A 21,110-nucleotide genomic window follows, 5' to 3' on the forward strand; every position below is an offset into this window, starting at 1 on the left:
ACTGTGAAGTCCTCTAAGTACCTTGGTTTTGGAGGTTGCGGCCCGTTCCGCCACACCGTCTCGACATCCGCTGCATCGAGCAGGTATGTGACTGCCTCAAGGTGTCGTAGAGGATTTGTTTTCGGGCGCTCTCACCTGGCATCAATGACGGCCAGAGACCTATTCAACGAGCCCAACAGACATCGAGGTCGCCATCCGACGCCAGGACGTGTCGTACACAAACGATGCCTGCCGCCTGCCGAACCCTCATGCGGATCACGATGTGCACCAGGATCCTTGTGTTTTTATCTACCCCACGCTGTCCGGATTACCCTTACCGGCCGCCAAGTTTCTCCCAGGTTTCCAGAATGGCCCGAATGGTAGCATCGCGTAATCCGAAAATAGTATTATCGAAGATGAGGTGAAGGGCTTCTTCGGTAGGATCGGCCGCAGCTGCCGTCTGGAAAGGGAAGTTTCGCGGGCTCCTCCGGACCTTCCTCGAGACCAAACGGCACAGTCGTGATCCAGCAGCATGCCGTGCGAAGTTTTCGACCACACAGTTCCAGCCACTGGGAAGACACGTATGGAGCCGGGGACGGGGGGCGCGCGAGCCCGGTCGCAGCGAGCCACCAAACGGCAGCTCAAGGCACTGCGGCCACTAGGCCGTTTCCTTCAGATCATCCGATCGTTGGTCCGGTGTGTCGTTGACTGACGCCCAGTGGGTCCGCATTGAGCCGCTGTTGCCGGATCGGACTCGGAAGAGAGGTGGGCGGTGGCGTGATCACCGGCAGGTGATCGACGCGATCGCGTTCAAGTACCGCATCGGCACACCGTGGATGGACCTGCCTGAACACTTCGGCTCCTGGAAGGGCGCCCACAACCGGTTGCGGACGTGGGCGGCCGACGGCACCGGGGAGAAGGTGTTCACCGCCCTGCCGGCCCAGGTCGACGCCGAAGACGGCCTCGACTGGGTCGTCGCCGTGCACTCCACCATCGTCCGTGCTCACCAGCACGCTGCCGAGGCCCGCAAAAAGCGGTCCCGGCCAGCGAGTCGGACGACCATGCCCTCGGACCGTCCCGCGGCGGACTGACCACGAAGATCCACCTCGCTGCTGACGGCCGCTGCCGGCCTCTCGCGTTCGTCATCACACCTGGCCAGGCCGGTGATGTGCCCGCATTCGAGCAGGTCATGACCCGCTTGCGGGTGCCCAGGCGGGTCGGCCGCCCCAGGATCACACCGGATGCGGTCCTGGCCGACAAGGCTTATTCGTCCCGGGCGATCCGCTGTCATCTGCGGCGGCGCGGGATCCAGGCGGTGATCCCGCAGCCCGCCGACCAGGCGGCGAACCGCAAGCGGCTCAGCCGCCGAGGCGGCCGCCCACCAGCCTTCGACCGCGAGGCCTACAAGCAGCGCAACATGGTCGAGCGCTGCATCAGCAAGCTCAAGCAGTGGCGCGGCCTGGCTCACTCGGTACGACAAGACGGCCACCATCTACCTCGCCGGACTTCACCTCGCCGCCATCTTCATCTGGTCAGCGAGGTGATCCGAAGGAAAGGCCCCAGCCCACTGAGCTCGGCCTTCAACCTACGCGCGTCCCACACGCACTCGTCTGGCGGCCGTCCCGCGCACGTCACTCAAGGTGCTCGGCACGGCTGGCCGCCCGGGTCAGCTCCGGGGCGGGACGGCCGACCGCGGTGCAACAAGCGAGCTGACGCAGACGGGCGGGAGACGACATGCGGGTCGCTGTGATCGAGCAGGGACACGTGGGGGTGACCGGCGCGTTTGCTCCTGCCCGGCAGGGGCACCAAGGTGACCGGCATGAACAGCACCTGGTGCGCCTGGAGACCCCGCGTGCCGACCGCACCCCGGTGGTGGAAGCGGCACGGACATGTAGACAGCTTCAGGCGCCCGAACCCCAAGGCCACACTGGCCTCGGACCTGGTGGGGAGGGGCTTCGCCGCGCCGCGCGGAACGCTGTTGGTCACCGACACCATGATGATCACCAGGAGTAGGCGCCTGTTGTGGCTCTCGGCGATCCGGACCGAACCGGAGCACGAACGCCGCATATGACACGCCTGCACACCGCACCGCCCCAAGCACCGCTCCTCGACCACCTCAACCTCCGCGACCGGCCAGAAAGGAGTCATGATGAGCGTTGATGACCTGCGCCCTGGCGCCTGGCGAGACGCAGAAAGCCCGTACGCGTGGATGAGCGTCACCGACGGCGAACACGTCGCGCGCATTCTGCGCCACGCAGCAGATCACACCACCGAGCCGATCCGCGTCCTTGAATGGGGATCGGGGCGCAGCACCCTCGAATTCAGCCGCCTACTGGCTAATGACAACGTCGCCTACCACTGGCTGTCCCTGGAGTACGACCGTGTGTTCTTCGACAGTTGCGTCGCTCCGCACGTCCTGGAACGTCCCGACTCCATCGTGCGCCGCATTGATGACGAATACAACGCACACGGCCCGCCCGGCGACGGCCGCCACGTGATCGAAGCGGTGTGCTGGAACCGCACCCGTCTGCTCCCTGCCGACCCCGAACACCGTGCCGGCCGCCGCGTCGATCTCGATGCCTACGTCCGCTACCCCGTAACCACCGGCCACACCTTCGACGTGATCCTCATCGACGGTCGGATGCGCCGACGCTGTCTGCTCGTCGCCCTCAGCCTCCTCGCCCCCGCCGGGGTCGCCCTGCTGCACGACGCATGGCACCCGCACTACCACTGCGCCCTGGCCCCCTATCCGGCCAGCCAGTTCTTCGGCGACGAACTGTGGGCTGGTGCCCGCGAGGCCAAGCACTTGCGAACCGCTGTCAACCTGGCCATCCGAGGAGGAAACCATGGCGAGCAGCGGGACTCCCCACCACATAGTTGACATCTGTCCACACGACCCCTTGCCTCCCCACGGTTGAGCACTACATGTATCGGCACCGCAGTACCCACCGGCGCGGTCGTGTGTGCCCGGGCCCACGACGGGTTCGGACGGGCCGACAGGGCTGCACCGTGCGCCGGTGCCCCGCGCATGGCTGAGTCCACTGGCCGGATGGGCTAGAGAGGCCCTGACAGAAGTTGTTGGTCAAGTGACCGTCGGCTTGTGCCGGGCGTCAGCTGTGGCCATGGAGCGACGCCATTCGCTCCTCCTGCGTTTGTATGTCATGTCCCGCAGGGGTCCACGCGAGGCCAGGCCCATGCCGAAGGGAACGGGCGCGGCGCCAGGCTGGGTCGGCGCCGCCCTGAAGTCGGTTCCGCCGAAACACCGGCACGCGAACGAGGTCGGCCGACATGCTCAGTTGTAGGCGATGACGAAGGCCAGCACGACCGAGAGACAGTAGACGGGGTAGAAGATGCGGGCGGCGATGTTGAGGTTGCGCCATCCGACGACGTCGTTCTTCTCCACCAGGCGGCCGCTGAGGAGTCCCACGAGGACACAGATGGCGGCCAGCAAGATGAACGCGTAGTAGCCCCATTCGATGGCCACCGTGTATTCGACGTCCGGCAGGGAGCTGGTAACGGCGGTCAGCAGGACCGCGGTGCTGAGGATCGCCGTGATGCCCATGGTGATTCTGTTGCCGGTGTACCGCTTGTCCCGCGAGAAAAACAGGGAGACGTAGGTGACCAGTGCGAGCAGGACCAGCGGAAGCAGGTTTTTCAGCAGGAAGGATCCGAGGTCGCGTTGGATGGTGACGTCCGCGACGTACTGTCCGTAGTAGATGCCAGGTGTCTCCTGGGTGATGGCCGGGTCGCCCAACGCGGCGGTGCTTCCCACGGTGGCCTTGTACAGATCCAGGCGGGACGACTGCCACCCGGAGAGCCGGTCGATGGAGGAGTTGACGTCGCTGCCGCTGCGCAGTGCCTCTGCCTGGTCCTGCTCCAGTACTTTACGGTCGCTGACGTAGACGACCTGGGAAGCGGAGTGCTTCTGGTTTTGCAGGGCGATGGTCAGGTGCTGCCGGTCGAAGGGGAACTGGTGGAAATCGAGGGAGGTTTTGAAGGTGCCACTCACCCGGTAGAGGCGGTACTTGATGCCCTCGTGCTCCGAGGACCGGATGGGCGATCCCAGGGCGACGTCGGAATCGGCGGCGTTGACGAACTGGACTGCGGTCGCATCGTCGCTGCCCCGGTAGCGGAACCACAGGAAGAAGTCCGCGTCAAAGGTTTCGGCTTCGGTGTCGAGGGCGGACACCTCGTTGAAGTTGAAGCCAGTGGACACGATCTGCTGGCGGACAAGCTGCTGGCCCGCGGCGTGTACGGAGCGGCCAGCCGCGGCCGGCGCGGCTGCGTCCGGGTCCCTGGCTGTGTCCAGCGGCATAAGCTGCATGGGGGCGGAGGCCACTCTGTTCCCTTGCACGATGCCCATGGTCACCGGCTGCGGAAGGGAGCGAGAGGCATCGAAGTACATCAGGCCGTGCAGGCATTTCACGCCCCGCTGCGGGCTGTTCATGGAGGTGAGCGCCTGGTGGACGGCCTTGCGTCCCCGGAAGTCGGGCCGGTCCGAAGACATGTGGGAGCGTTTGAGGGCCTCGACTGCCACGTCAATTGAGGTCTGCGCGGCCATGGCCGGCCAGGACGGCAGGGAGCCGTGTACGTTACGGAAAGCTTCCGCCCAGCGCAGGGCCTCACCGCTGAGGCTGTCGGCCATCAAAGGGGAGGACAGATACAGGTTGCGGGTGAGTGAGCCGGGCCGCTTCTTTTCCTGACTGCTTCTCTTCAGCCTGGTGACAAAGGAGTCCTTGCTCAGCGCGTCACCACCGACGACGGTGTTGCGGACACCGGCATCACGCAGGGCGGCGAGAGTGCGCTGCGCGGCGTCCTCGTGCATGGCCAGCAGGATCGGGCCGGCCCTCTTGTCGCCGGCCACCGCAGCGACGGCGTCTGCGATGCGTTTACTCGCCCCGGCCTGCCCGGTGGCGCCGATGCTAATGGAGCGCTGCACCTGGCCGTTCTCGGCGAAGGCCCGCGTGAAACCGTCGCCGAGGGTGCGCCCGTACTCCGTCTCTGTGTAAATGACAGAGGCCGTGCTGGCTTCCTCGACGCTGTTGAGGTATGCGGCGATGTGGGCACCCTGGTAGCCATTGGTGAAGGTGGTTCTGAAGAACCACGGGTTGTCATTCGTGATGGCGTCCGCCGTAGCCGTCGGAGTGATGGCCGGGATGCCGGCCTTCGCATAGACAGGCCCCGCAGCGAGCGCGGTGGCGCTGACGGTATGACCGACGACCAGCGCCGCGCGCCCATCTCGAACGATTTCTCCGGCCACCCGCTTGGCTGTTTCAGGGTTGTCCTTGTCATCGTGGATCAGAAGCCGGATTGGATGCCCTGCCACGCCCCCAGTGCTGTTGATCTGCTCCACGTGGAAGCGGACCCCTTGGAGCACCGCCTCGCCGCGCTCGGTGCCTGGACCGCTCAGACTGGTCACCACCGCCACGTGCACTGGCGTCGGCTCATCGTCCGTGATCCGAACGAGGAGCACGATTGTCGGCATCTCCGGGGCCAACGAAGCCGCCGTCCTCGGCGTAGCGGGCGCAGTACGTCCGCATCACCAGCCGCTCGGGCACGGAGTCCAGCGACCGGTAGAGGCGGCTCGCGGCGGTCTTCTCGTCCGCATCGCTTGGATGGTTCTTCCCCCACCAGGCGACCATCTGCCGCCAGGTGAGCCCCTGCGGCGGCAGCGGATCGGTGAACACCAGGCACCGTGTGCGTTGCGGACGATCTCCACGTTGTTGTTCACCGCGTCCCGCAGCACCATCTCGGGCTTCTCGCCGTCTGCGGCGGAGATCAGGTTCTTGAAGTTGCCCGCCGGACCGTCGCGGAACCGGCTCTCTTACTCCAGCTCCTGCCGTTCCTCCAGCGCGTCTCTGGTCGGGCCGAGGATCTTCTCCATACAGTCGCGGCGGGCCTTCCAGCTGCCGCTCATGTCGATGTCACGCCAGTACGAACCGAAGCCGCGCGGGCCGTCGAACGTCTGGAACGGCCACACCGGCGGCTCGAGGGCGAGACGCTCGATCACGGCGCGGTGTGGGCCTTGATGACGAGGGCAACGGTGTCGTTGGTCAGGCGCCTGTCCCGGCTGTCGGTCCCGTAGGAGGAGAAGTCGCTACACAGGAGCTGGGTCAGCGCGATCGCCGCGTCCAGGTCGGTGTGACCGCCGGGAGGGCCGAACCGCAGTGAATCGGCTCCACGTCGAGCACCCATGACTCGGTCCAGCTGTCGCCGTTGCTGAAGAACGCTCCCAGCTACATATCCCACCCCGTCCGTGATTCCTTCGGGACATCGTCGACCGCGGCTCGCACGGCCACCAGGTGGCGTCCTGCCGGGGTTCCGCTGTCGCCTGTCGGCCGAGGTCCCGCATTCTGTGGCTCGAGGGCCCGGGACCGGTCTTCGGGCCCAAGCGGTGACCTGGGCCGTCCCACCGTCCGAGGTCCGAGGACCCGTGACCACGATGAGCACGGCGTGCCGTCGTCCCCAGGTCGCCGATGCCCTGTCGCACCGCGGTCAGGATCGGTGTGTCGGGTGTGCGCTGCTGGTAGTGGCAGCAGAAGCTGCACGGTGGGCGCCGCTCCTTGCTCCGGGACCGCCAGAGGGGCTGGTGCATGCCTGTCAGTTCGGCGGCGCGGGGGAGCTGTTGCGAGGCTGGCTCGGTGGTCGATCGCTGTGGCCGAGGTGGGCGGCGCGCCGGCACTGGTCGCGGTGAGCGACGTCCGGCTGGAGCGGCGTGGTTGTCCGCCGGGGAATCAGTCTGTGGCCCGGCTTCTGGGCGGTTGTTCGCTTTGCTGCGCCAGAGCTGCCTGCCCGGTGCCGTATCGCACCCGGCAGAACACGCGCGCCTGCCGCAACGACGTGTGTGGCAGGCGCGGTATGTACCGGACCGGCAGACTGGCTGCTGTTCTGAGCGAAGCCGGTCAGCGTGTCAGCTGCCCGCGGGGGTGACGCCGAACATCAGGGTGCGGCGGGAGACGTCGTAGTGGACGGTCTTGGTGTTCTCCAGCAGGTCCTGCAGGACGTCGGCGTCCTCGGCGTCCACGGTCAGGACTTCTTCCCAGGCGCCTTCGTCCAGGACGAGCTGCAGGGTGAAAGTGCCGCGTCGGCCCGGTTCGCCGGCGACCCAGCTGAACTGGTAGTGGCTGAGCTGGCGGACCTTGATGCTGTCATCGGTCACAGGCTGCTGAACCTTCGGCATGAAACAACGCCTCCCGTTGGCTGTTCGTGCTGATGAGCACCGGACTGCTTGACCGGTGCCGGAGCGCTGAGTACCCCTTTCCCGGGCCGGGACAACCACGCAATAGGCCACCCGGTCGAAGAGACGGCATGCGCCTGCCGGGCGGGCGGCTGGGGAGTGGAAGCAGCCGCGGCGCGCGAAAGACGCACCCGCGCCGCAAAATCCGCTTCACGTACCAGGTGGCCGTCCTGAACTGCCGGGCGGCTCCGCCGACGGCAAGCTTGCCTGCCCAGCCGCTGCACCAGCTGCCGCTGTTCCCCGACCCCGACCTCGCCACCCTCCTCCGCCTGCCACGCCCTGCGGTGGTCGCTCCGGACAGCTTCCCGGGCACGGCCGGGTTCCTGGCCGACCTGGTGGAGATCGACACCCGGGACTCGGGAGACGCCGAACCAAGGCACGTGTCGTACCGCACCTGCGAAGGACACGCGCCACGTCAACACCCACGCCACACCGGCATCGTCCTGACACGATGACTGGCATGCAGCCGCTGCCCACCCCGTGCGCCGCAAACCAGATTTCCGTCGCCACCGCCGTCGACGCGTTCAACGCCGCGTACAAACAGACCAAGCAGCGGCACGCGGTGTTCGTCGCCTCGAGCAGCAAGGCCGTCGTTGGGCGGTGAAGATGGACGCGCTCACCGCTGACCCGCATTTGGTCGACGACCCGGCGTACGACGCGATCCGCGCCGCTGTCGTCCGCCTGATCCGCATCCCGCGAGATCCACTCGGACGCGTGCCCGGCCTGTGCGCGTCCCTGAAGCGTTGCACCACTTCACCGTGCCAGTGGCCATATCGAGTCTCCTCATCCATGGGCGGCGCAGCACGGTGCCGTACGGCCGCGCTTCGATCATCGCGGGCCGCCCAGCCACACAGAAAGGAGGAACGCGGCGCTGCTCCGTGGCCGGCCACACAGGCGCTGCCGCGGGACCACGCGAAGGCCACGGACAAGTGCCGAGTCGGGGACCCCGGGATCATGACCAATCTCACCGATAACCGCTGTACCGATGTTCCCCCCAGGCCGGAGCTGGAGCCGATTCTCACCGCGCTCGCCGCACGCGGGGCCAACGACGGGCAGGCACGTACCCGGCCGACCGGAAGAGGAGTGGGCGGTTCTCACCCGCCGCTCCCCCTGCCCCGGCCGCTGACCACGCGGTGCGGGCACAGCGCTGCACGGTGTCGGACAGCTGTGCCGGCACCTCCCGACCACGCACACTCTGCAGCGATGCGAGAAAAGCACAGGCCATTCCCGGGTGCCGGCGATCTCCGCCCCCTGCTCCCATGCAGCCGACGCGCCGAGGAGGCGTTCAGGAGGCGGACCATCGCCGCGGTGGCGCTCGACGGGCCGGCCGAACCCTGTTCCGGTCACCGATACGCCGCTCTTCGCGTCGTCGCGTAACACATGCCGGGCGTGGGCTGCGCGGCCGGGCCACTAGGGTGGGGGCAGTCCTCCAGCGCGTCGTGGAGGGCCTATCCCGCAGCAGAGTGAGCCCGCGGCGCACCCCATGAGCGCCGGGCTCGCCTTCCTTTCCCGCGGAAGCGCCCATAGCCCCGGCCTGTCCCTCGGGGGGACTTCGAGGCCGGGCAGAGTTCCATGCCCGGCTGCCTGGAGGGAGTGCTCCCGAGGCTCGTCGGGGGGAGAACCACCTGGAAGGGGCACGCGGCCGCCGTCCCGAACGGCGGCCGCCGCCCAGCCACCCGGTCGATCCACCCGGCAGGCCCCGCGCCTGCCGTCGAGGTTTTCGGGGCCTTGGTGCCGGGGGGATACCGTCCAACGACGATGTGCCTGAGATGGTCACGTGAAGGCGGCCCGGTCGGCTTCCTGCCCTCCGCTTACGTAAACCGCAGCACGGGAGCGGTGGTGTACGCGGTTCAGCTTCCCAACCCCGCGCCCCGCTGGTTCGATTTCCACGAAGTTTTCCACGCTCTGACCGTGGCAGCCTTCACTGCGCACTACATCGCCATCTTTCCGCCGTCTACTGACCCAGTAGCAGGATTCACTCCGTCATCACGGCGCTGTCGCCCTATTCGCGCACCGATCGGGGCATGCGGCATGCGGTGAGGGCCCGACCGGCGCGCCGGTCGGGCCCTCACAATGTTCTGGTGGTCCGCGCCTGTCGCGCCGGTCAGGCGGACAGGGGGGCGCCGAACATCGCGGAAGCCCGCTGCAACGGGCTTTCGATGCGCGCGGGGGCGGCCTCGCGGAGGGTGCGGCAGGTGAAGCCGAGCAGGGTCATGGCCCTCAGGACCTCGCCGGTGCTGAAATCGCGACGGTCCTGGCGGGTGACAACCTGGCCGACCTGCTTGACGGGGTAGTGACGTCGTCCGATGATCACGGACTCGCCGGTGACCGGTTCGGGTTTGATGCCCTTCATCGATTCCAGCACGCCGCTCTTGGTCAGGTCGAACGGGAAGCGGGCAATGACACAGCGCATGATGCCTCACAGGCAGAACGGGAAACGGGGCTGACCGCCGTCGAGCGGTTCAGTGAGAGAGGGCGAGGATGCCCAGGGATGCATGTAGCTGGGGCCCGCACCCCGAGGGATGCGGGCCCCAGCTGCAATCATGTGACAGTCAGCGTCACGCGGGAACGATGTTCTCGGCCGTCGGGCCCTTCTGGCCTTGCGCGATGTCGAAGTTCACCTTCTGGCCCTCCAGCAGCTCGCGGAAGCCCTGGGCGGCGATGTTCGAGTAGTGGGCGAACACGTCAGCGCCGCCACCGTCCTGCTCGATGAAGCCGAAGCCCTTTTCCGCGTTGAACCACTTAACGGTACCAGCAGCCATGTCATTTTCTCCTTTGGGGCAGTGCATACAAGATTCGCACCGTGCGAACCTCGTGTCGCCGCGATGATCACCCCGTCCGGAAAAAGCCGGAAATGCAAAAGTGCTTCCAGTGAACAGAGCCGACCGGAGCACTTGAAGTTCGGGAACCACAACTGCAACTGAGACCGACAGTAGCACGCCGCAGCAGCCAGTGTGCGGTGAGCAATGCCACCCTGCTTAACGCGAAAGAGAATCTATCCGCAAGCTCCGTTGAAATTTCAGCCGACGGGCACAGATATTGACCCGTCCGCGCGATGTCACATTCTGCGTGCCGCGCTTGCGCGATCCGGGCCCATCACGCCGTCGAAGACCGACACCGCCAGCGTCGACCCCAGATCGATCCCTTCCATCGGATGCTGCCCTGCCTCCACGTCCAGCCGTCGGCCGGCTGGCTGGCGGTGTTCTCGATCCGCAGCAGTGTCCATTCGACTTCAGTCCGTCGTCCGGGCTGCGCGCTGTCGTACCGCCCTTCCGCTGCGGCGTCTTCTCGACCGCGCATGAACGGCTGGAGCAGGCCTCCGCCGCGATACTGCGGTCATGTCCCTCTCGTGGTGTAGGCGATCAGTCGTCTGTTGTGGCGGGCAGGACGGTCGGGGTGTCGGTGCAGAGGGCGTGCTCCCGTTGGAGAGGTAACGGCGGGGTGAAGCGACCGTTCGTCGTGGAGTGACGAGATGGTCATCGCGCTGGCCGAGAAGAGCCTAACCACCGGCGAGGTCCAGGCCTATCTGGCGGAGATCTATGGCGCCGAGGCCTCCCGGCAGCCGTCTCTGCGATCACCGACAAGGTCCTTGAGGGCATGATGCGCAATTGGTGCTGCCGGCGGCGGACAGGTTCCCCGACCAGGTGCCGTGGAGTTCGTCGGGATGGTGCCAGGAGCACATGGCTGACCCGCAGATGCTCGCTCAAACCGGTGACTCGCTTTACAGGTCATCTCATTTGGCTGGGTAGGCTGCTGGACGTGGTGAGGATCGTTGAGCGGCTGGTACCGGACGAGTTGCGGGCACTGTTCCAGCGAGTGGTGCCAGAGGCGCCAACTCGGCCTCAAGGCGGCGGTCGGCGTCGACACGGTGATCGTGAGGTTCTGGCTGCGATCGTGTTCGTGGCGACTTCGGGCTGCACGGGGCGGCAACTCCCCATTGCTTCGTTCGGGCCATCAGGGGCAACAGCTCACCGCCGGTTCGCCGAGTGGATTCAGGCCAGGGTGTGGGCCAAGCTGCGCCGCCTGGTCCTCGACGAACTAGGCTCCCGCGGCGAACTGGACTGGTCCCGCTGCGCGATCGATTCCGTCAACATGCGAAGGGCATCCCTCCAATTCGCTCCCGTCGAGGACCTCGGCGTCGCAGACCGGCAAAACTGCACGCCGACAAGGGATACGACTACGCTCACCTGCGTCGATGGTTGTCGGGTCGTGGCATCCGGCACCGGATCGCCCGTAAGGGAATGGACAGTTCCCAACGGTTGGGCCGCCACCGTTGGGTCGTTGAACGGACTGTCGCTTGGCTGGCCGGCTGCCGCCGCCTCCATGGCCGCTACGAACGCAAGGCCGAACGCTTCCTCGCGTTCACCAGCATCGCCTGCACCATCATTTGCCTGCGCCGCCTGACCTGCTGATGTGCTGCTGCAGCAGCTTGACGGCCAGGTCATGGCCGTAGTGCGCGGCGAGGTCCATGGGAGCTTGCCCGTCGGGCCCCGGAAGCTGCGGGTCAGCGCCGAAGGCCAAGAGCACTGCGGTGGTGTGCACGGTCAGTGGGCTGCCGCTCTGCAAGGCGCCATCGCCTTCAGCGTCGATGGCGTGCGTCAGGAGCGTCATGTTGCCGCAGACCTCATTGGGGTCGCCGCCCCAGGCCAGCAGCTGAGCCAGGGTCTCTGCGTCCTCGTTCTCCACCGCTTGGTGGGCCGGTGTCCAGTTGTTCTCCACGGCGGCATTCAACCGTCGCTGCACGAGCCTGGCCAGCACTTGTCACAGCCTCTGATCACCAATTGAGATGGGCTGTTAGCGCCCTGGCCACGGCAGGCGGGTCAGGTTGGGCGCTGCGGGGGAAGCGGGTTCGGTCACAGCCCATGGGGTGTGCGAGACCTTGACAGAGCCCTCGTCACCACGGTAATCGGCACAGTGCGGCCTTCGCCTACCCGAGCGCTGTGCCCACTTGCGGCTGGCTTGCGAGCGCTGTGAGCCTGTGGGGGCGGCGCAGAAGGCGAGGGCTCTGGCTTGTGCGTCCGTCCATTCTTGACCGGGTCGGCCGTTCGGCCTCGTCCAGGGACGACTTTTGACGATCTGATCCGCGTCGCGGGGGCAGCGGGCGGGTCATCGGGCAGTGCATCGGGAGCGCAAAGCAGGAGTGCGGGCTGGACGACTACCAAGTACGCCGCTACCGCGCTGGCACCGACCTCGGCGGGCTCTAAGGTCCTCGCGTGCCCCGCGGGCGGCCAAGCGCGTGGGCCCAGGCCAGCAGTTCCGGAGCGTCCAGCGCCGGTAACCACCCATCGGCCCGGGTGGCGCCGTCACCCTGCGGCCGGGGACCGACGCCCAAGACCCGCAGGCCAGCCCGGCGGGCCGCTTCCACACCGGTCAGGGAGTCCTCCACCGCCAGCGCCCGGTACGGGCAGACACCGCACAGCCTGGCCGCCACGGCGTACACGTCAGGGTGCGGCTTGGGACGCACGCGGTCCCCGGCGTCGGGGACGACGAGGTGCCGGAAGTGCGCGAGCAGCCCGGCCCGTTCCAGGCTGCCTTCGACCACGACTCTTGGGCAGTTGCTGGCCACTGCCAGCGGTAACCGGCCGGAAAGCAGCCGTACGAGCCGAACGGCACCTGGCATCGTCACCGGTTCGTCGGTGACGAGTGCCAGGAAGTGGTCGAGAAGCGCGGCTGTCAGGTCCTCGGTCAGTTCGGGTTTGTGCACAGATTGCGCCATGAGCCGGCCGCAGTCCTCGTAGTGCAGGCCAACGGCCTGCTCCGCGAACCCGGGCGGTGGCTGGAGTCCGTGCTCACGGAAGGCCCGGCTGCGCGCCTCCTGCCAGTGGCGTTCGCTGTCCATCAGGGTGCCGTCGCAGTCGAAGACGACGGCTTCCGGTGACCAGTCGAGCAGATCGTGGTCCGAGGTGGTCACTTGGGCCTCCCATTTCTTCGCATGTACGCATGCGGCATTTCCGCATCCGCAGGAAACGGAAAGATAGCTTCCGCTACGTTATTTCCGTCCAGGGGAATCGGGCAATAATCCTTTTTGGTGACTCGACGGGTGTCGGAAACAGGCGTATGGCCGTGTGGTGTCGGCAGCCGCGACGCAGCGGCGAGACTGTCAACACCGCGTTCTCGCGCGTCACTTGTCCTGCGCGCTTGGTCGCGCGAAGCCGGTGCGCCTTGCGTCCGTTGCAACTCGTACGCGTTGGTATTCGAAAGGAGTGCGTAATTACCGTACGAAAGTGCCCCTTTGGGCTCCGGGCGTACGCTGGCGCACAAAATTCGCGGCCGGCGTGAGAACAGAGCAAGGGTGGACGGAACGATGCAGGAACAGGCGAAGGTAACCCGCAGATCACTGCTGGAAGCTGCTGCCCAACTGTTCGCTGAACGGGGGTAGGGGACCACCAGCGTCAACGACATAGGGGTTTTTGGCAGAGCTTTTGAGGGGGAACGCCGGGCTCGGAGTCCTCTGCGGTCTCCCGGCGTTATACCGAGTGGTAGTGACCGAAGGACAGAGAGACGGCATGGTCCGACTCCGGCGACATGCCGTGATGGCGTTCGCGGCAGCCCTCGCAACGCTCGCGGCTGCAGTCGGCCCGGCCTGGGCCCGCCCTCCGCTGCCGCTGCGGATGGACGACGCCTTCCGGCAGGACTGCCTCACGACACACAACACCGACCGGGCCCGGCGCGGTGTTCCGGCGCTGAAGATCGACCCCAAAGTCGTCGACTACGCAAAGAGCCGCGTCGACCGGATCTCCACGGGCGAAGGGCTCAGCGTAGGTTGTGCCGGAAGCGACAGGGAGCACGGAGAGACCATTACTGGCCCGTCACTACTGTGTCCGGGTGGGTAGCTACCTGCAAGGCTGTGGTTACCGGCTGGTACAACGAGAGCCGCCGGTACGACTACGCACGCCCTGGTTACGGCAAGGAGACGGGATTCTTCGCCCAAGTCGTGTGGAGGGAGACCACCCGCATCGGCTGAGCGCGGGCTGCCGGCCAAGGCTCGCAGGGGTAGGAGACGCATGCGGTGCGCAACTACCAGACCCCCCGTGATCACGACGGCCAAACTCTCATCCGACACGCCTTGAGCATTGCGGTCTGGAGCGCGCCGGGCCGGCCCCCGGCGGACCTGGTCCGAGCGGCCATGGAGCTCCGAGGCTGGAGCTGCGTGTCGGTGCTGTCCAGGCCCACCACGTGGTGCGGCGTACAGATGTGCCGATCGATCGCCTCCAACAGCGTCAGCGTGTAGCAGCGGGCGCCGAATGGCCCGTGCGTATCATCCTCGATGACCCGTGGCGTTGGGAGTTGTCCTGTCCTCCCGCAGGAACGGCATCCCGAATCTCGGGTCGTGCTGCCTGCCTCGCGCCGCGCTGCCTCGGTCTGGGTGAGCAGGACCCGCGAGGGGACGAGCACCAGCGCTCGGCCCGGGTGGTGCTTCTCGACGCTGCGGGCCGTGACCCGGGTCAGAGCGGAGGGGCGATGAAACAGCCGCGGTCCGGATCGTTGAACGACTCCTTGGCCACCAGCTCGTCCCAGGAGTTGGCCGTGCCCCACTGGTCGGTCACCTGTGCCTGTGAGGCGTCGTAGACATGGGGATGCCAGGTGTCCTCCTCCACCTGTTCCATCTCGGTGGTGTACTCCAGCGTGTTGCCGTGCGGGTCCAGGAAGTACATGAAGGCGTTGTCGCCCGCGAGGTGCCGGCCGGGACCCCATAGTTTGGTGGCGCCCGACCGGACGGCTCGCCCGGATGCACGCAGATACTCGTCCAGGCCACGCAGCTCGAAGGATATGTGGTGCAGGGACGTGTGGGGTCCTCTGGAGAACGCTACCGAGTGGTGGTGGGAATTGATCCGCAGGAAGTGCATGAGGTCACCGTTCTGCGGTGAGCGCATCGTGTCGGTGAGCCGGAAGCCGAGATGCCGCTCGTACCAGGCCCGGGTGCGCCCGATGTCCGGCGCGTTGAGAACCACATGCGACAAGCGCACCGGCACGGGTTCCCGGGCCTCGATCCGCCGGTGCCGGCGCGGCGCCACGTCGGAGGACACCTCGACGGTACGGCCGTCCACGTCGAAGAAGCGGAAACCGTAGCCACCCCCCGGGGTCGGCAAGGCGCCCGGTTCACAGATTAGCCGTACACCGGCGCCCGCCAGCCGCTGGGCCAGCACGTCGGCGTCCCGCCGAGTCGGGATACCGAAGGAGAGCAGGTCCAGGCGCTTTTCATCGGCTCCGCGCAGCCGGACCACGTACTGCTCGGGTGACCCTTCCGCCGCCAGGAAGGAGACGCCCGTGTCGTCGGCGGTCCGGGTCAGGCCCCAGACGTCGGTGTAGAAGGCGAGCTGCCGGTCGTGGTCGGGAATCGCCAGGTCGACATGGCGCAGATGTGTGAGCTGTACCGAGGACAATGTTCCTCCAGGTGACAGACGTGGGCACCGGGCAGGGACCGACCGGTCTTCCACCACTACCACTGCCGCTGCCACCGGAGTCAGGACGTAACAGGCCATGGGCACCCAGTCCTGTCCTGCGCGACCCTCATGGCAGCGGACCGTGAGGATGGGAGAACCATGAGGAATTCGCACGCGTCAGGGCTGCTTTGGCGAGCGCTTGGTTCTCGGTTGTCTGTTTCGTTTAGCTCAGCTGTGGCGCCGGTTGGTGGTGCCTTCGTCGGTGGGGCGGCGGGTCATGAGGTTGATGGCGGTGGAGCGGTGAGGGTGGGGGTTCGTAGTCGCGGGCCGGACGGCGGAGGAGCATGAGCCAGCCGAGATTGCGTTCGATGACCCAGCGGCGGGGCTGGACGTGGAAGCCGCGTGTGGTGGGGTCGCGTTGGGCGATTTTGAGGTCCATGCCGAGGTGGACTGCGTGTTCGACGGCTTTGGTCTTGTAGCCGTTGTCGGCTCGAACTTCGGTGATGGTGGGGTGGCTCTTGCGGACTTTGGTCGGCAGTCGGGTGTCGGCGACGGGGTCATGGATGCTGGCGGCGGTAATGGCCACGGCCGGCATGACGCTGAGTATGCCGATGACGATGTGCCGCTTGCGGCCGATGATCTTCTTGGCCGGGTCGATGCCTTGGCTGCTCAATTGGCCGGTGGCGGAGGGTTCGACGCTCTGGTTGTCGATCAGACAGGCGCTGGGGCTCGCAGATGACGGTGAACGCCGGGACAGGAGATCACCGACACCACCGTCCGACATCGGCCTCACGGTGCCAAGAAGCACGCCAGCAACAGCCCCGGCGCCCCCTACCAGCGGTGCCCTCCGCTTGATCACGCACGGCTGACGGATCCCACTCGCCACCAGTTCCACACGACCGCTCGATGGCCGACCAGGGCACGCGGGCGTTGTTCGAGGCGGGGCGCACGACCAGGCACGCGGTGAAGCGGAAGCCGGGGGAACGGTTCGCCGGGGGCGGCGCCTGACGCCGCGTCGGCCGGTTGTCAGTGGGCCGGGAGACAATACCGGCCATGACAGATCACTCGTCGGTCGTGCGTGCGGCCTGGAGCCGTATCGACACCTGGCTCGCGGCCCACGCGCCCCGGACCTTCGCCGAACTCTCCCCGCCCGCGGACCCCGCCGACGTCGAGCGGGCGCAGCGGGAGATGGGGCTGCGCTTCCCACAGGACCTGCTGGACTCCCTCGCCTGCCACGACGGTGCGGAGGGCTGGACGACGCTGCCGGAGAAGCCGCCGCTCTCCGTGGCCGAAATAGTGGAACTTCGGCGCAGGCGTATGGCGTTGCTGAAGTGGTCCGAACGGCAGGACCACCCGCTAGACGGGGACGGACCGGACTGGCACCCGCTGTGGATACCGTGGGCGGAGAGCGACGGCGACGCCCAGGTCGTCGATCTGCGCCCCGGTGAGACGTACGGCCAAGTCGGCACCGTCCACCACGACGAAAGCGGACTCCACGACACCTGGCCCTCGCTCGGCGCCTACCTGACCGCGGTCGCCGGCGTGCTGGAGCACGGCGGCACGGTGGGCCTTGCCGCTCCTTACCTGACCCAAGACGGCGGTCTGCGCTGGGAGCTGCCAGAGTACGTCCGCCCCGAGGACGGGCTGACGCCCGCACCACGCGCACGGACCGTCCGCACGGAGGACCCCCGATGACGGGCGAACCACCGCTCCCCGCTCAGGCGCGGCTGATCGGGACGGTGGCGACGGAGCTGGCGGCGGCGGTGCCGGGCGAGTGGGAGCGCGTCGAGTTCGAGACGTCCGTGGTGGACCGGTACACGGCCGCCCGGTGCCGGGTGGTGCGCGACGGAGGGACGGTCGAGCGGATCACGCCCGCGCCCCGCCCACCGGCCGACTCGCTCGCAGAACTGCGCGCCGCCATGCATACCCCCGGAGCCGGCACCTGGTTCACGATGAGGCTCACGATCACCGCGGCCGGCTGCTTCATCACGGACTTCTCCTACGACGACGAACCCGGCTTCCCGGTCCCGCCGGGACCGGAGGCGTACGCGCGCGACCTGGCCCGGTTCCCGCGCGACGCCGACAAGCAGCCCTCGTGGCTGCGGGAACGACTCGCCGACACCGCGCTCGGCCCGCGGCAGCGGCGGCTCGCCGGCCTCGGCCGTGCGCTCCTGCGGCGGGCCGCAGGCGGCGACGTGCCGCTCGCCGTCACCGCGCTGCCCGAGGACGACGCGGTGGTGGTCGCCCACCGCGTGCGCGGCGGGGGGAGCGTGTACGTCGCCGCGGACGAGACCGTGCTGTTCGCCGGCTCGGCCGCATCGCCGCACGAGGCGATCGAAGTCTTCCGCTCCGGGCGCCGTACGCCCCTTGAGCAGTTTCGTCCGGCCGGGACGGCGACGGTACCCGGGCCCGTGCCCCGGCCTCCGTACACGGTGCCGGACCGGCTGACCGAGACGCTGGCGACGGAGCTGGCCGCGGCCCAGCCGGGGGAGTGGGACCGCATCCGGTTCACCGCCTCCGTGGTGGACGGCCGTACGCAGACTCACTGCCTGGCCGAGCACAGTGGAACACCCGTGCCGGCGGCCGTGGCGACGACAGCGGCGTTCGAGGAAGCCCTCGCCGAACTGCGCGCCGCCATGTACATCCCTGGCTCCGGGACGTGGTTCACCGTGCGGCTCACCGTCACCCCCGGCGACCTCGCCGAGGCCGCCTTCGACCATGACCACGAGCCGCGCTTCCTGCCTCCTGTCGTCCCGGAGGCGTACGAGCGGGATCTGGCGCGGTTCCCCCGCGAGCCCGGCAGGCAGCCGGCGTGGCTGCGGGTACGGCTCTCCTGGGCCGCGCTGACGCCGCGGCAGCGGCAGCTCGCCGAGCAAGGCCGGCGGTTCCTGGAAGGACCGCCCGCCTTCGGTGACTCCCACCCTCTGTTCCCCGTCACCGCGCTACCGGAGGAGGGCGCCGTCCTCGTCACCTCGTCGCGGACCGGTGAGAGGGCGTACGTCGCATCCGACGGGACAGTCCGGGCTCTCCCGGAGCCGCCCGTTGGAACTTAGGCCCCTGCCCTCTCCTGCGGACTCGCCCAGTTTGCCTGCAACGCCGACTCGACTACTGCCGGAGCGCCTGCGCCATCAAGTATCCGCTCATCAGGCCACCCCCGGCGAGCTCGCACGGGTCACCGGCTTCTCCAAGACCCGCATCTCCGCTCTCCTGCGCGACATCGAGTACTGCCCCAGCTGGGAACTCACCTACAGCGTCATCCACGCCCTGGGCCTGCCGCCCTGGCCCCTGTGCCGCCTGTGGACCGCCGGCGCCTACGAGGCCGCCAAATCCACCACGTGGACCACCCACGCATCGCGGCCGTCCGGCCGCTGGGGCCCGAGGAGCGGCCCGTGGAACACCGCGGCTTCATCGAGTAGATGGAGCACTACTTGTGGCCGAGGTCTTCGACATCCTGTGGACCGGCTGGGACGAAGCAGAAGCGGCAGCCGGCCCCACCCTCCCCCGCTACGCCTGGCGGCTGCTGCGCTCCCGGGTCACGCTGCGCGTCAGACGGCACCCCGACGGCCGCCTCGACTTGCGCCTGGCCGCGTTCATGACCGTCGCCCAGAGCCGGATCGAGGACCCGGTGGCCCCGGTTCGTCGAGATCAGCGAAGTCGCCGACTTCTTCGACACGATCAGCCATCCGCCGCCCGACCAGTTCGACGTCGTCGTCCTGCGCTACCCGTGCGAGTTCACCCCCGACGAGGTCCATCAGGCCACCGGCCTGTACCCGGCCCACGTCCACACCCTCGATCACCATGCACGAGGAGCCCTCGAACTGCTCCACCACCGTCCCACAGCCCGGGAGTGATCCTCCCGACATGAGTGCCATCGACGACCTCCTCGCTCGCTCAGCCCTGCTGAAGAACCCCCGCATCCCTGCCGACACCATCCCCTGCCTTGGCACCCCTTCCGAGGACACCTCCCCGCCCGACGAATCCTGGATCCTCGCCGAAGAGACCCTCGCCGACGACACCGCTGCCGAGCACCTGCGTTCCCTGTGTGAGGTCGCTGTGACCCACGCCAGCACACCTCAGATAACCGACTTCATCACCGCCGGCTACTGCCTGGCCCTGCATCACCGGGCCCGCGGCGACCATCAGACAGCCGACTTCTGGCTCGGCCAGACCGGCGACAACCCCGGCACCGACCCCGACGACGGATGCGTGGCCAGCACCGCCACTATCCTGCGCATGGTCGCCCAGCTGACCGCCGACAGCGACCGCACCTACAGCGACACCATCCTGGCCGTCATGTCCTAAACCACCGCAGCCGTCAGCGACGGGTACCGTCGACACCCCGACGTCGAAATCCCCACCCCCGGTTGCGACTGGCCAGCGGCTGGACCGCCACCGTGCTGCTGACCGGCACCGTCCCGATCTGGTTCGCGACGGTGACCGACACGCCACACGGTCTCACCCGTGGCACAGCGGTCACCAACGCGCCCGAGAATAACGCTTACCTGGCCCGCCATGCGCCCGCCCACCGCGTACGCATTCCGACCGGCGTGTTCATCCAAACCCTGCGCTTCACGGGGCCCTACGACGTCGAGGTGTGCGGATACATCTGGCAGCGGTACGCCGACTCCGTGCCGGCCGGGATCCAGCGCGGCGTCGTCCTGCCGGAGGCGGACGACTCCTACGAACCCGACAAGGTCTACGACATCCACCGCGACGGCGAACACGTCATCGGCTGGTATTTCAACGTCAAGCTCCGGCAGGTGTTCGACTACCGCACCTACCCCCTGGACGAACAGGACGTCTGGCTCCGCATGTGGCACCCCGACTTCGAACACAGGGCACAGCTCGTCCCGGACTTCGCAGCTTACCCACCGTGGCACGGCCCTGCCGCCTACGGCCTGGACGCGAACTTCGTCCCCGGTAACTGGGCCGTCAAGACCACGTCCTTCAGTTTCGATACTCCGCCCTATTCGGCCAACTTCGGACAAGGCCGCGAGTTCCGCCGCCAGGTTGATCCGGAGCTTTACTTCAACATGCACATGGCCCGGGAGTTCGTCTCCCCGCTCTTCGGGCGGATCGTCCCCCTGGCCTTCATCGCCGTCCTCGTCTTCGCCTCCCTGTTCGTCACGACGAAGAACATCCGGCGGTTCCCGCTCTCCGGATTCGACGGATTGACGATGGTGGAGTTCGCGGCGGCGACGCTGCTGGTCCTCACCGTTGACCACAACACCGCGCGACAGGAGACCGGCTCCCATGGAATCACCTACATCGACTACGTCTACTTCTGCCTCTACTTCGTGATCATCGTGGTGGTCTGGAATTCCCTGCTGCTGTCCCGCGGTCTACGGCTGCCGCACGGCGGCCCGTGTCACCGGGCCGGATGCCGACTCAGCGTGGACAGCGGGACGGAAAACCGTGAGTGGTGCGCTGGAGAACAATGTCGTGGTTGGCTCGGTCAACGCCAACCGGCGCCATCACGCTGACGACGCCAAGACGGTGATCACCCTCGG

The 21,110-nt window shown here is 67.4% G+C and carries 18 protein-coding genes and 5 pseudogenes; 12 read left to right on the plus strand and 11 right to left on the minus strand.

The annotated features are described in order from the left end of the window. Positions 1 to 677: 677 nt before the first annotated feature. Positions 678 to 1,523 (plus strand): annotated as a pseudogene (locus tag AC07DA_RS34910) (IS5 family transposase). A 605-nt stretch (positions 1,524 to 2,128) separates the two neighbouring features. Further along, positions 2,129 to 2,860 (plus strand): hypothetical protein, encoded by a 732-nt coding sequence (locus AC07DA_RS34915; RefSeq protein ID WP_479132266.1) that lies wholly within the window; start codon positions 2,129 to 2,131, stop codon positions 2,858 to 2,860. A 411-nt stretch (positions 2,861 to 3,271) separates the two neighbouring features. On the opposite strand, the gene AC07DA_RS34920 is transcribed toward AC07DA_RS34915, so the two are convergent. The 4 genes from AC07DA_RS34920 to AC07DA_RS34935 all read right to left on the minus strand — a co-directional run bounded on the left by AC07DA_RS34920 (position 3,272) and on the right by AC07DA_RS34935 (position 7,138). After that, complete coding sequence (locus tag AC07DA_RS34920; protein ID WP_479132267.1) at positions 3,272 to 5,464, minus strand: ABC transporter substrate-binding protein; 2,193 nt, start codon at positions 5,462 to 5,464, stop codon at positions 3,272 to 3,274. Further along, positions 5,424 to 5,666, minus strand: a complete 243-nt coding sequence (locus AC07DA_RS34925) for a hypothetical protein (RefSeq protein WP_479132268.1) — start codon at positions 5,664 to 5,666, stop codon at positions 5,424 to 5,426. Before AC07DA_RS34925 ends, AC07DA_RS34920 begins: the two co-directional genes overlap by 41 nt. A gap of 137 nt (positions 5,667 to 5,803) precedes the next feature. Beyond that, positions 5,804 to 5,989 carry a hypothetical protein gene (locus tag AC07DA_RS34930; protein ID WP_479132269.1) on the minus strand — a complete coding sequence of 62 codons (186 nt, stop codon included), beginning with the start codon at positions 5,987 to 5,989 and terminating at the stop codon, positions 5,804 to 5,806. Between the two features lie 900 nt (positions 5,990 to 6,889). Beyond that, on the minus strand, positions 6,890 to 7,138 hold the full coding sequence (locus tag AC07DA_RS34935; protein ID WP_479132270.1) for a hypothetical protein: 249 nt from the start codon (positions 7,136 to 7,138) through the stop codon (positions 6,890 to 6,892). Positions 7,139 to 7,287: 149 nt separating this feature from the next. Between AC07DA_RS34935 and AC07DA_RS34940 the strand changes: the two genes are divergently transcribed. The 3 genes and pseudogenes from AC07DA_RS34940 to AC07DA_RS34950 form a co-directional block, all read left to right on the plus strand. Then, positions 7,288 to 7,671, plus strand: a complete 384-nt coding sequence (locus tag AC07DA_RS34940) for a hypothetical protein (RefSeq protein WP_479132271.1) — start codon at positions 7,288 to 7,290, stop codon at positions 7,669 to 7,671. A gap of 5 nt (positions 7,672 to 7,676) precedes the next feature. Next, the gene (locus AC07DA_RS34945) at positions 7,677 to 7,820 is read left to right on the plus strand and encodes a hypothetical protein (RefSeq protein WP_479132272.1); all 144 of its coding nucleotides are present in this window, start codon (positions 7,677 to 7,679) and stop codon (positions 7,818 to 7,820) included. A 1,220-nt stretch (positions 7,821 to 9,040) separates the two neighbouring features. Then, positions 9,041 to 9,160 (plus strand): annotated as a pseudogene (locus AC07DA_RS34950) (hemolysin III family protein); the annotation flags it as partial. Positions 9,161 to 9,320: 160 nt separating this feature from the next. Here the strand turns inward: AC07DA_RS34950 and AC07DA_RS34955 are convergent. Further along, entirely contained in the window at positions 9,321 to 9,629 is a 309-nt protein-coding gene (locus tag AC07DA_RS34955; protein WP_479132273.1) for an SCO5918 family protein, read from the minus strand. A 145-nt stretch (positions 9,630 to 9,774) separates the two neighbouring features. Then, complete coding sequence (locus AC07DA_RS34960; RefSeq protein WP_003973099.1) at positions 9,775 to 9,978, minus strand: cold-shock protein; 204 nt, start codon at positions 9,976 to 9,978, stop codon at positions 9,775 to 9,777. 704 nt (positions 9,979 to 10,682) lie between these two features. On the opposite strand from AC07DA_RS34960, the pseudogene AC07DA_RS34965 reads away from it, so the two are divergent. Together AC07DA_RS34965 and AC07DA_RS34970 are read left to right on the plus strand one after the other, a co-directional pair. Then, positions 10,683 to 10,816: pseudogene (locus AC07DA_RS34965) on the plus strand (transposase); the annotation flags it as partial. 168 nt (positions 10,817 to 10,984) lie between these two features. After that, positions 10,985 to 11,628, plus strand: a pseudogene (locus tag AC07DA_RS34970) (transposase). Here the strand turns inward: AC07DA_RS34970 and AC07DA_RS34975 are convergent. Both AC07DA_RS34975 and AC07DA_RS34980 read right to left on the minus strand, forming a co-directional pair. Next, positions 11,600 to 11,935 (minus strand): ankyrin repeat domain-containing protein, encoded by a 336-nt coding sequence (locus AC07DA_RS34975; protein WP_479132290.1) that lies wholly within the window; start codon positions 11,933 to 11,935, stop codon positions 11,600 to 11,602. The pseudogene AC07DA_RS34970 and the gene AC07DA_RS34975 sit on opposite strands and share 29 nt — an antisense overlap. 481 nt (positions 11,936 to 12,416) lie before the next feature. Further along, positions 12,417 to 13,127: an HAD family hydrolase gene (locus AC07DA_RS34980; protein WP_479132274.1), complete on the minus strand. Its 711-nt coding sequence runs from the start codon at positions 13,125 to 13,127 to the stop codon at positions 12,417 to 12,419. Positions 13,128 to 13,520: 393 nt separating this feature from the next. On the opposite strand from AC07DA_RS34980, the pseudogene AC07DA_RS34985 reads away from it, so the two are divergent. Continuing rightward, positions 13,521 to 13,592 (plus strand): annotated as a pseudogene (locus AC07DA_RS34985) (TetR/AcrR family transcriptional regulator); the annotation flags it as partial. Positions 13,593 to 14,661: 1,069 nt separating this feature from the next. On the opposite strand, the gene AC07DA_RS34990 reads toward AC07DA_RS34985, so the two are convergent. Together AC07DA_RS34990 and AC07DA_RS34995 are read right to left on the minus strand one after the other, a co-directional pair. Continuing rightward, positions 14,662 to 15,600: a VOC family protein gene (locus AC07DA_RS34990; RefSeq protein ID WP_479132275.1), complete on the minus strand. Its 939-nt coding sequence runs from the start codon at positions 15,598 to 15,600 to the stop codon at positions 14,662 to 14,664. Positions 15,601 to 15,823: 223 nt separating this feature from the next. Further along, positions 15,824 to 16,384 carry a transposase gene (locus AC07DA_RS34995; RefSeq protein WP_479132276.1) on the minus strand — a complete coding sequence of 187 codons (561 nt, stop codon included), beginning with the start codon at positions 16,382 to 16,384 and terminating at the stop codon, positions 15,824 to 15,826. Between the two features lie 269 nt (positions 16,385 to 16,653). Between AC07DA_RS34995 and AC07DA_RS35000 the strand changes: the two genes are divergently transcribed. Together AC07DA_RS35000 and AC07DA_RS35005 are read left to right on the plus strand one after the other, a co-directional pair. Further along, on the plus strand, positions 16,654 to 17,295 hold the full coding sequence (locus tag AC07DA_RS35000) for an SMI1/KNR4 family protein (protein WP_479132277.1): 642 nt from the start codon (positions 16,654 to 16,656) through the stop codon (positions 17,293 to 17,295). After that, positions 17,292 to 18,653, plus strand: coding sequence for a hypothetical protein (locus AC07DA_RS35005; protein WP_479132278.1), 1,362 nt, complete (start codon positions 17,292 to 17,294; stop codon positions 18,651 to 18,653). The genes AC07DA_RS35000 and AC07DA_RS35005 overlap by 4 nt, the downstream gene beginning before the upstream one ends. Positions 18,654 to 19,190: 537 nt before the next feature. Here AC07DA_RS35005 and AC07DA_RS35010 read toward each other — a convergent pair. Next, positions 19,191 to 19,427: a hypothetical protein gene (locus tag AC07DA_RS35010; RefSeq protein WP_479132279.1), complete on the minus strand. Its 237-nt coding sequence runs from the start codon at positions 19,425 to 19,427 to the stop codon at positions 19,191 to 19,193. A gap of 34 nt (positions 19,428 to 19,461) precedes the next feature. Here AC07DA_RS35010 and AC07DA_RS35015 point away from each other — a divergent pair, with 34 nt between their 5' ends. Together AC07DA_RS35015 and AC07DA_RS35020 are read left to right on the plus strand one after the other, a co-directional pair. Next, entirely contained in the window at positions 19,462 to 19,902 is a 441-nt protein-coding gene (locus AC07DA_RS35015; protein WP_479132280.1) for a hypothetical protein, read from the plus strand. Positions 19,903 to 19,994: 92 nt separating this feature from the next. Further along, a complete protein-coding gene (locus tag AC07DA_RS35020) occupies positions 19,995 to 21,083 on the plus strand; it encodes a hypothetical protein (RefSeq protein ID WP_479132281.1) in 1,089 nt (362 codons plus the stop codon). Positions 21,084 to 21,110 lie beyond the last annotated feature (27 nt).

Source organism: Streptomyces sp. NPDC044921, from assembly GCF_056432865.1.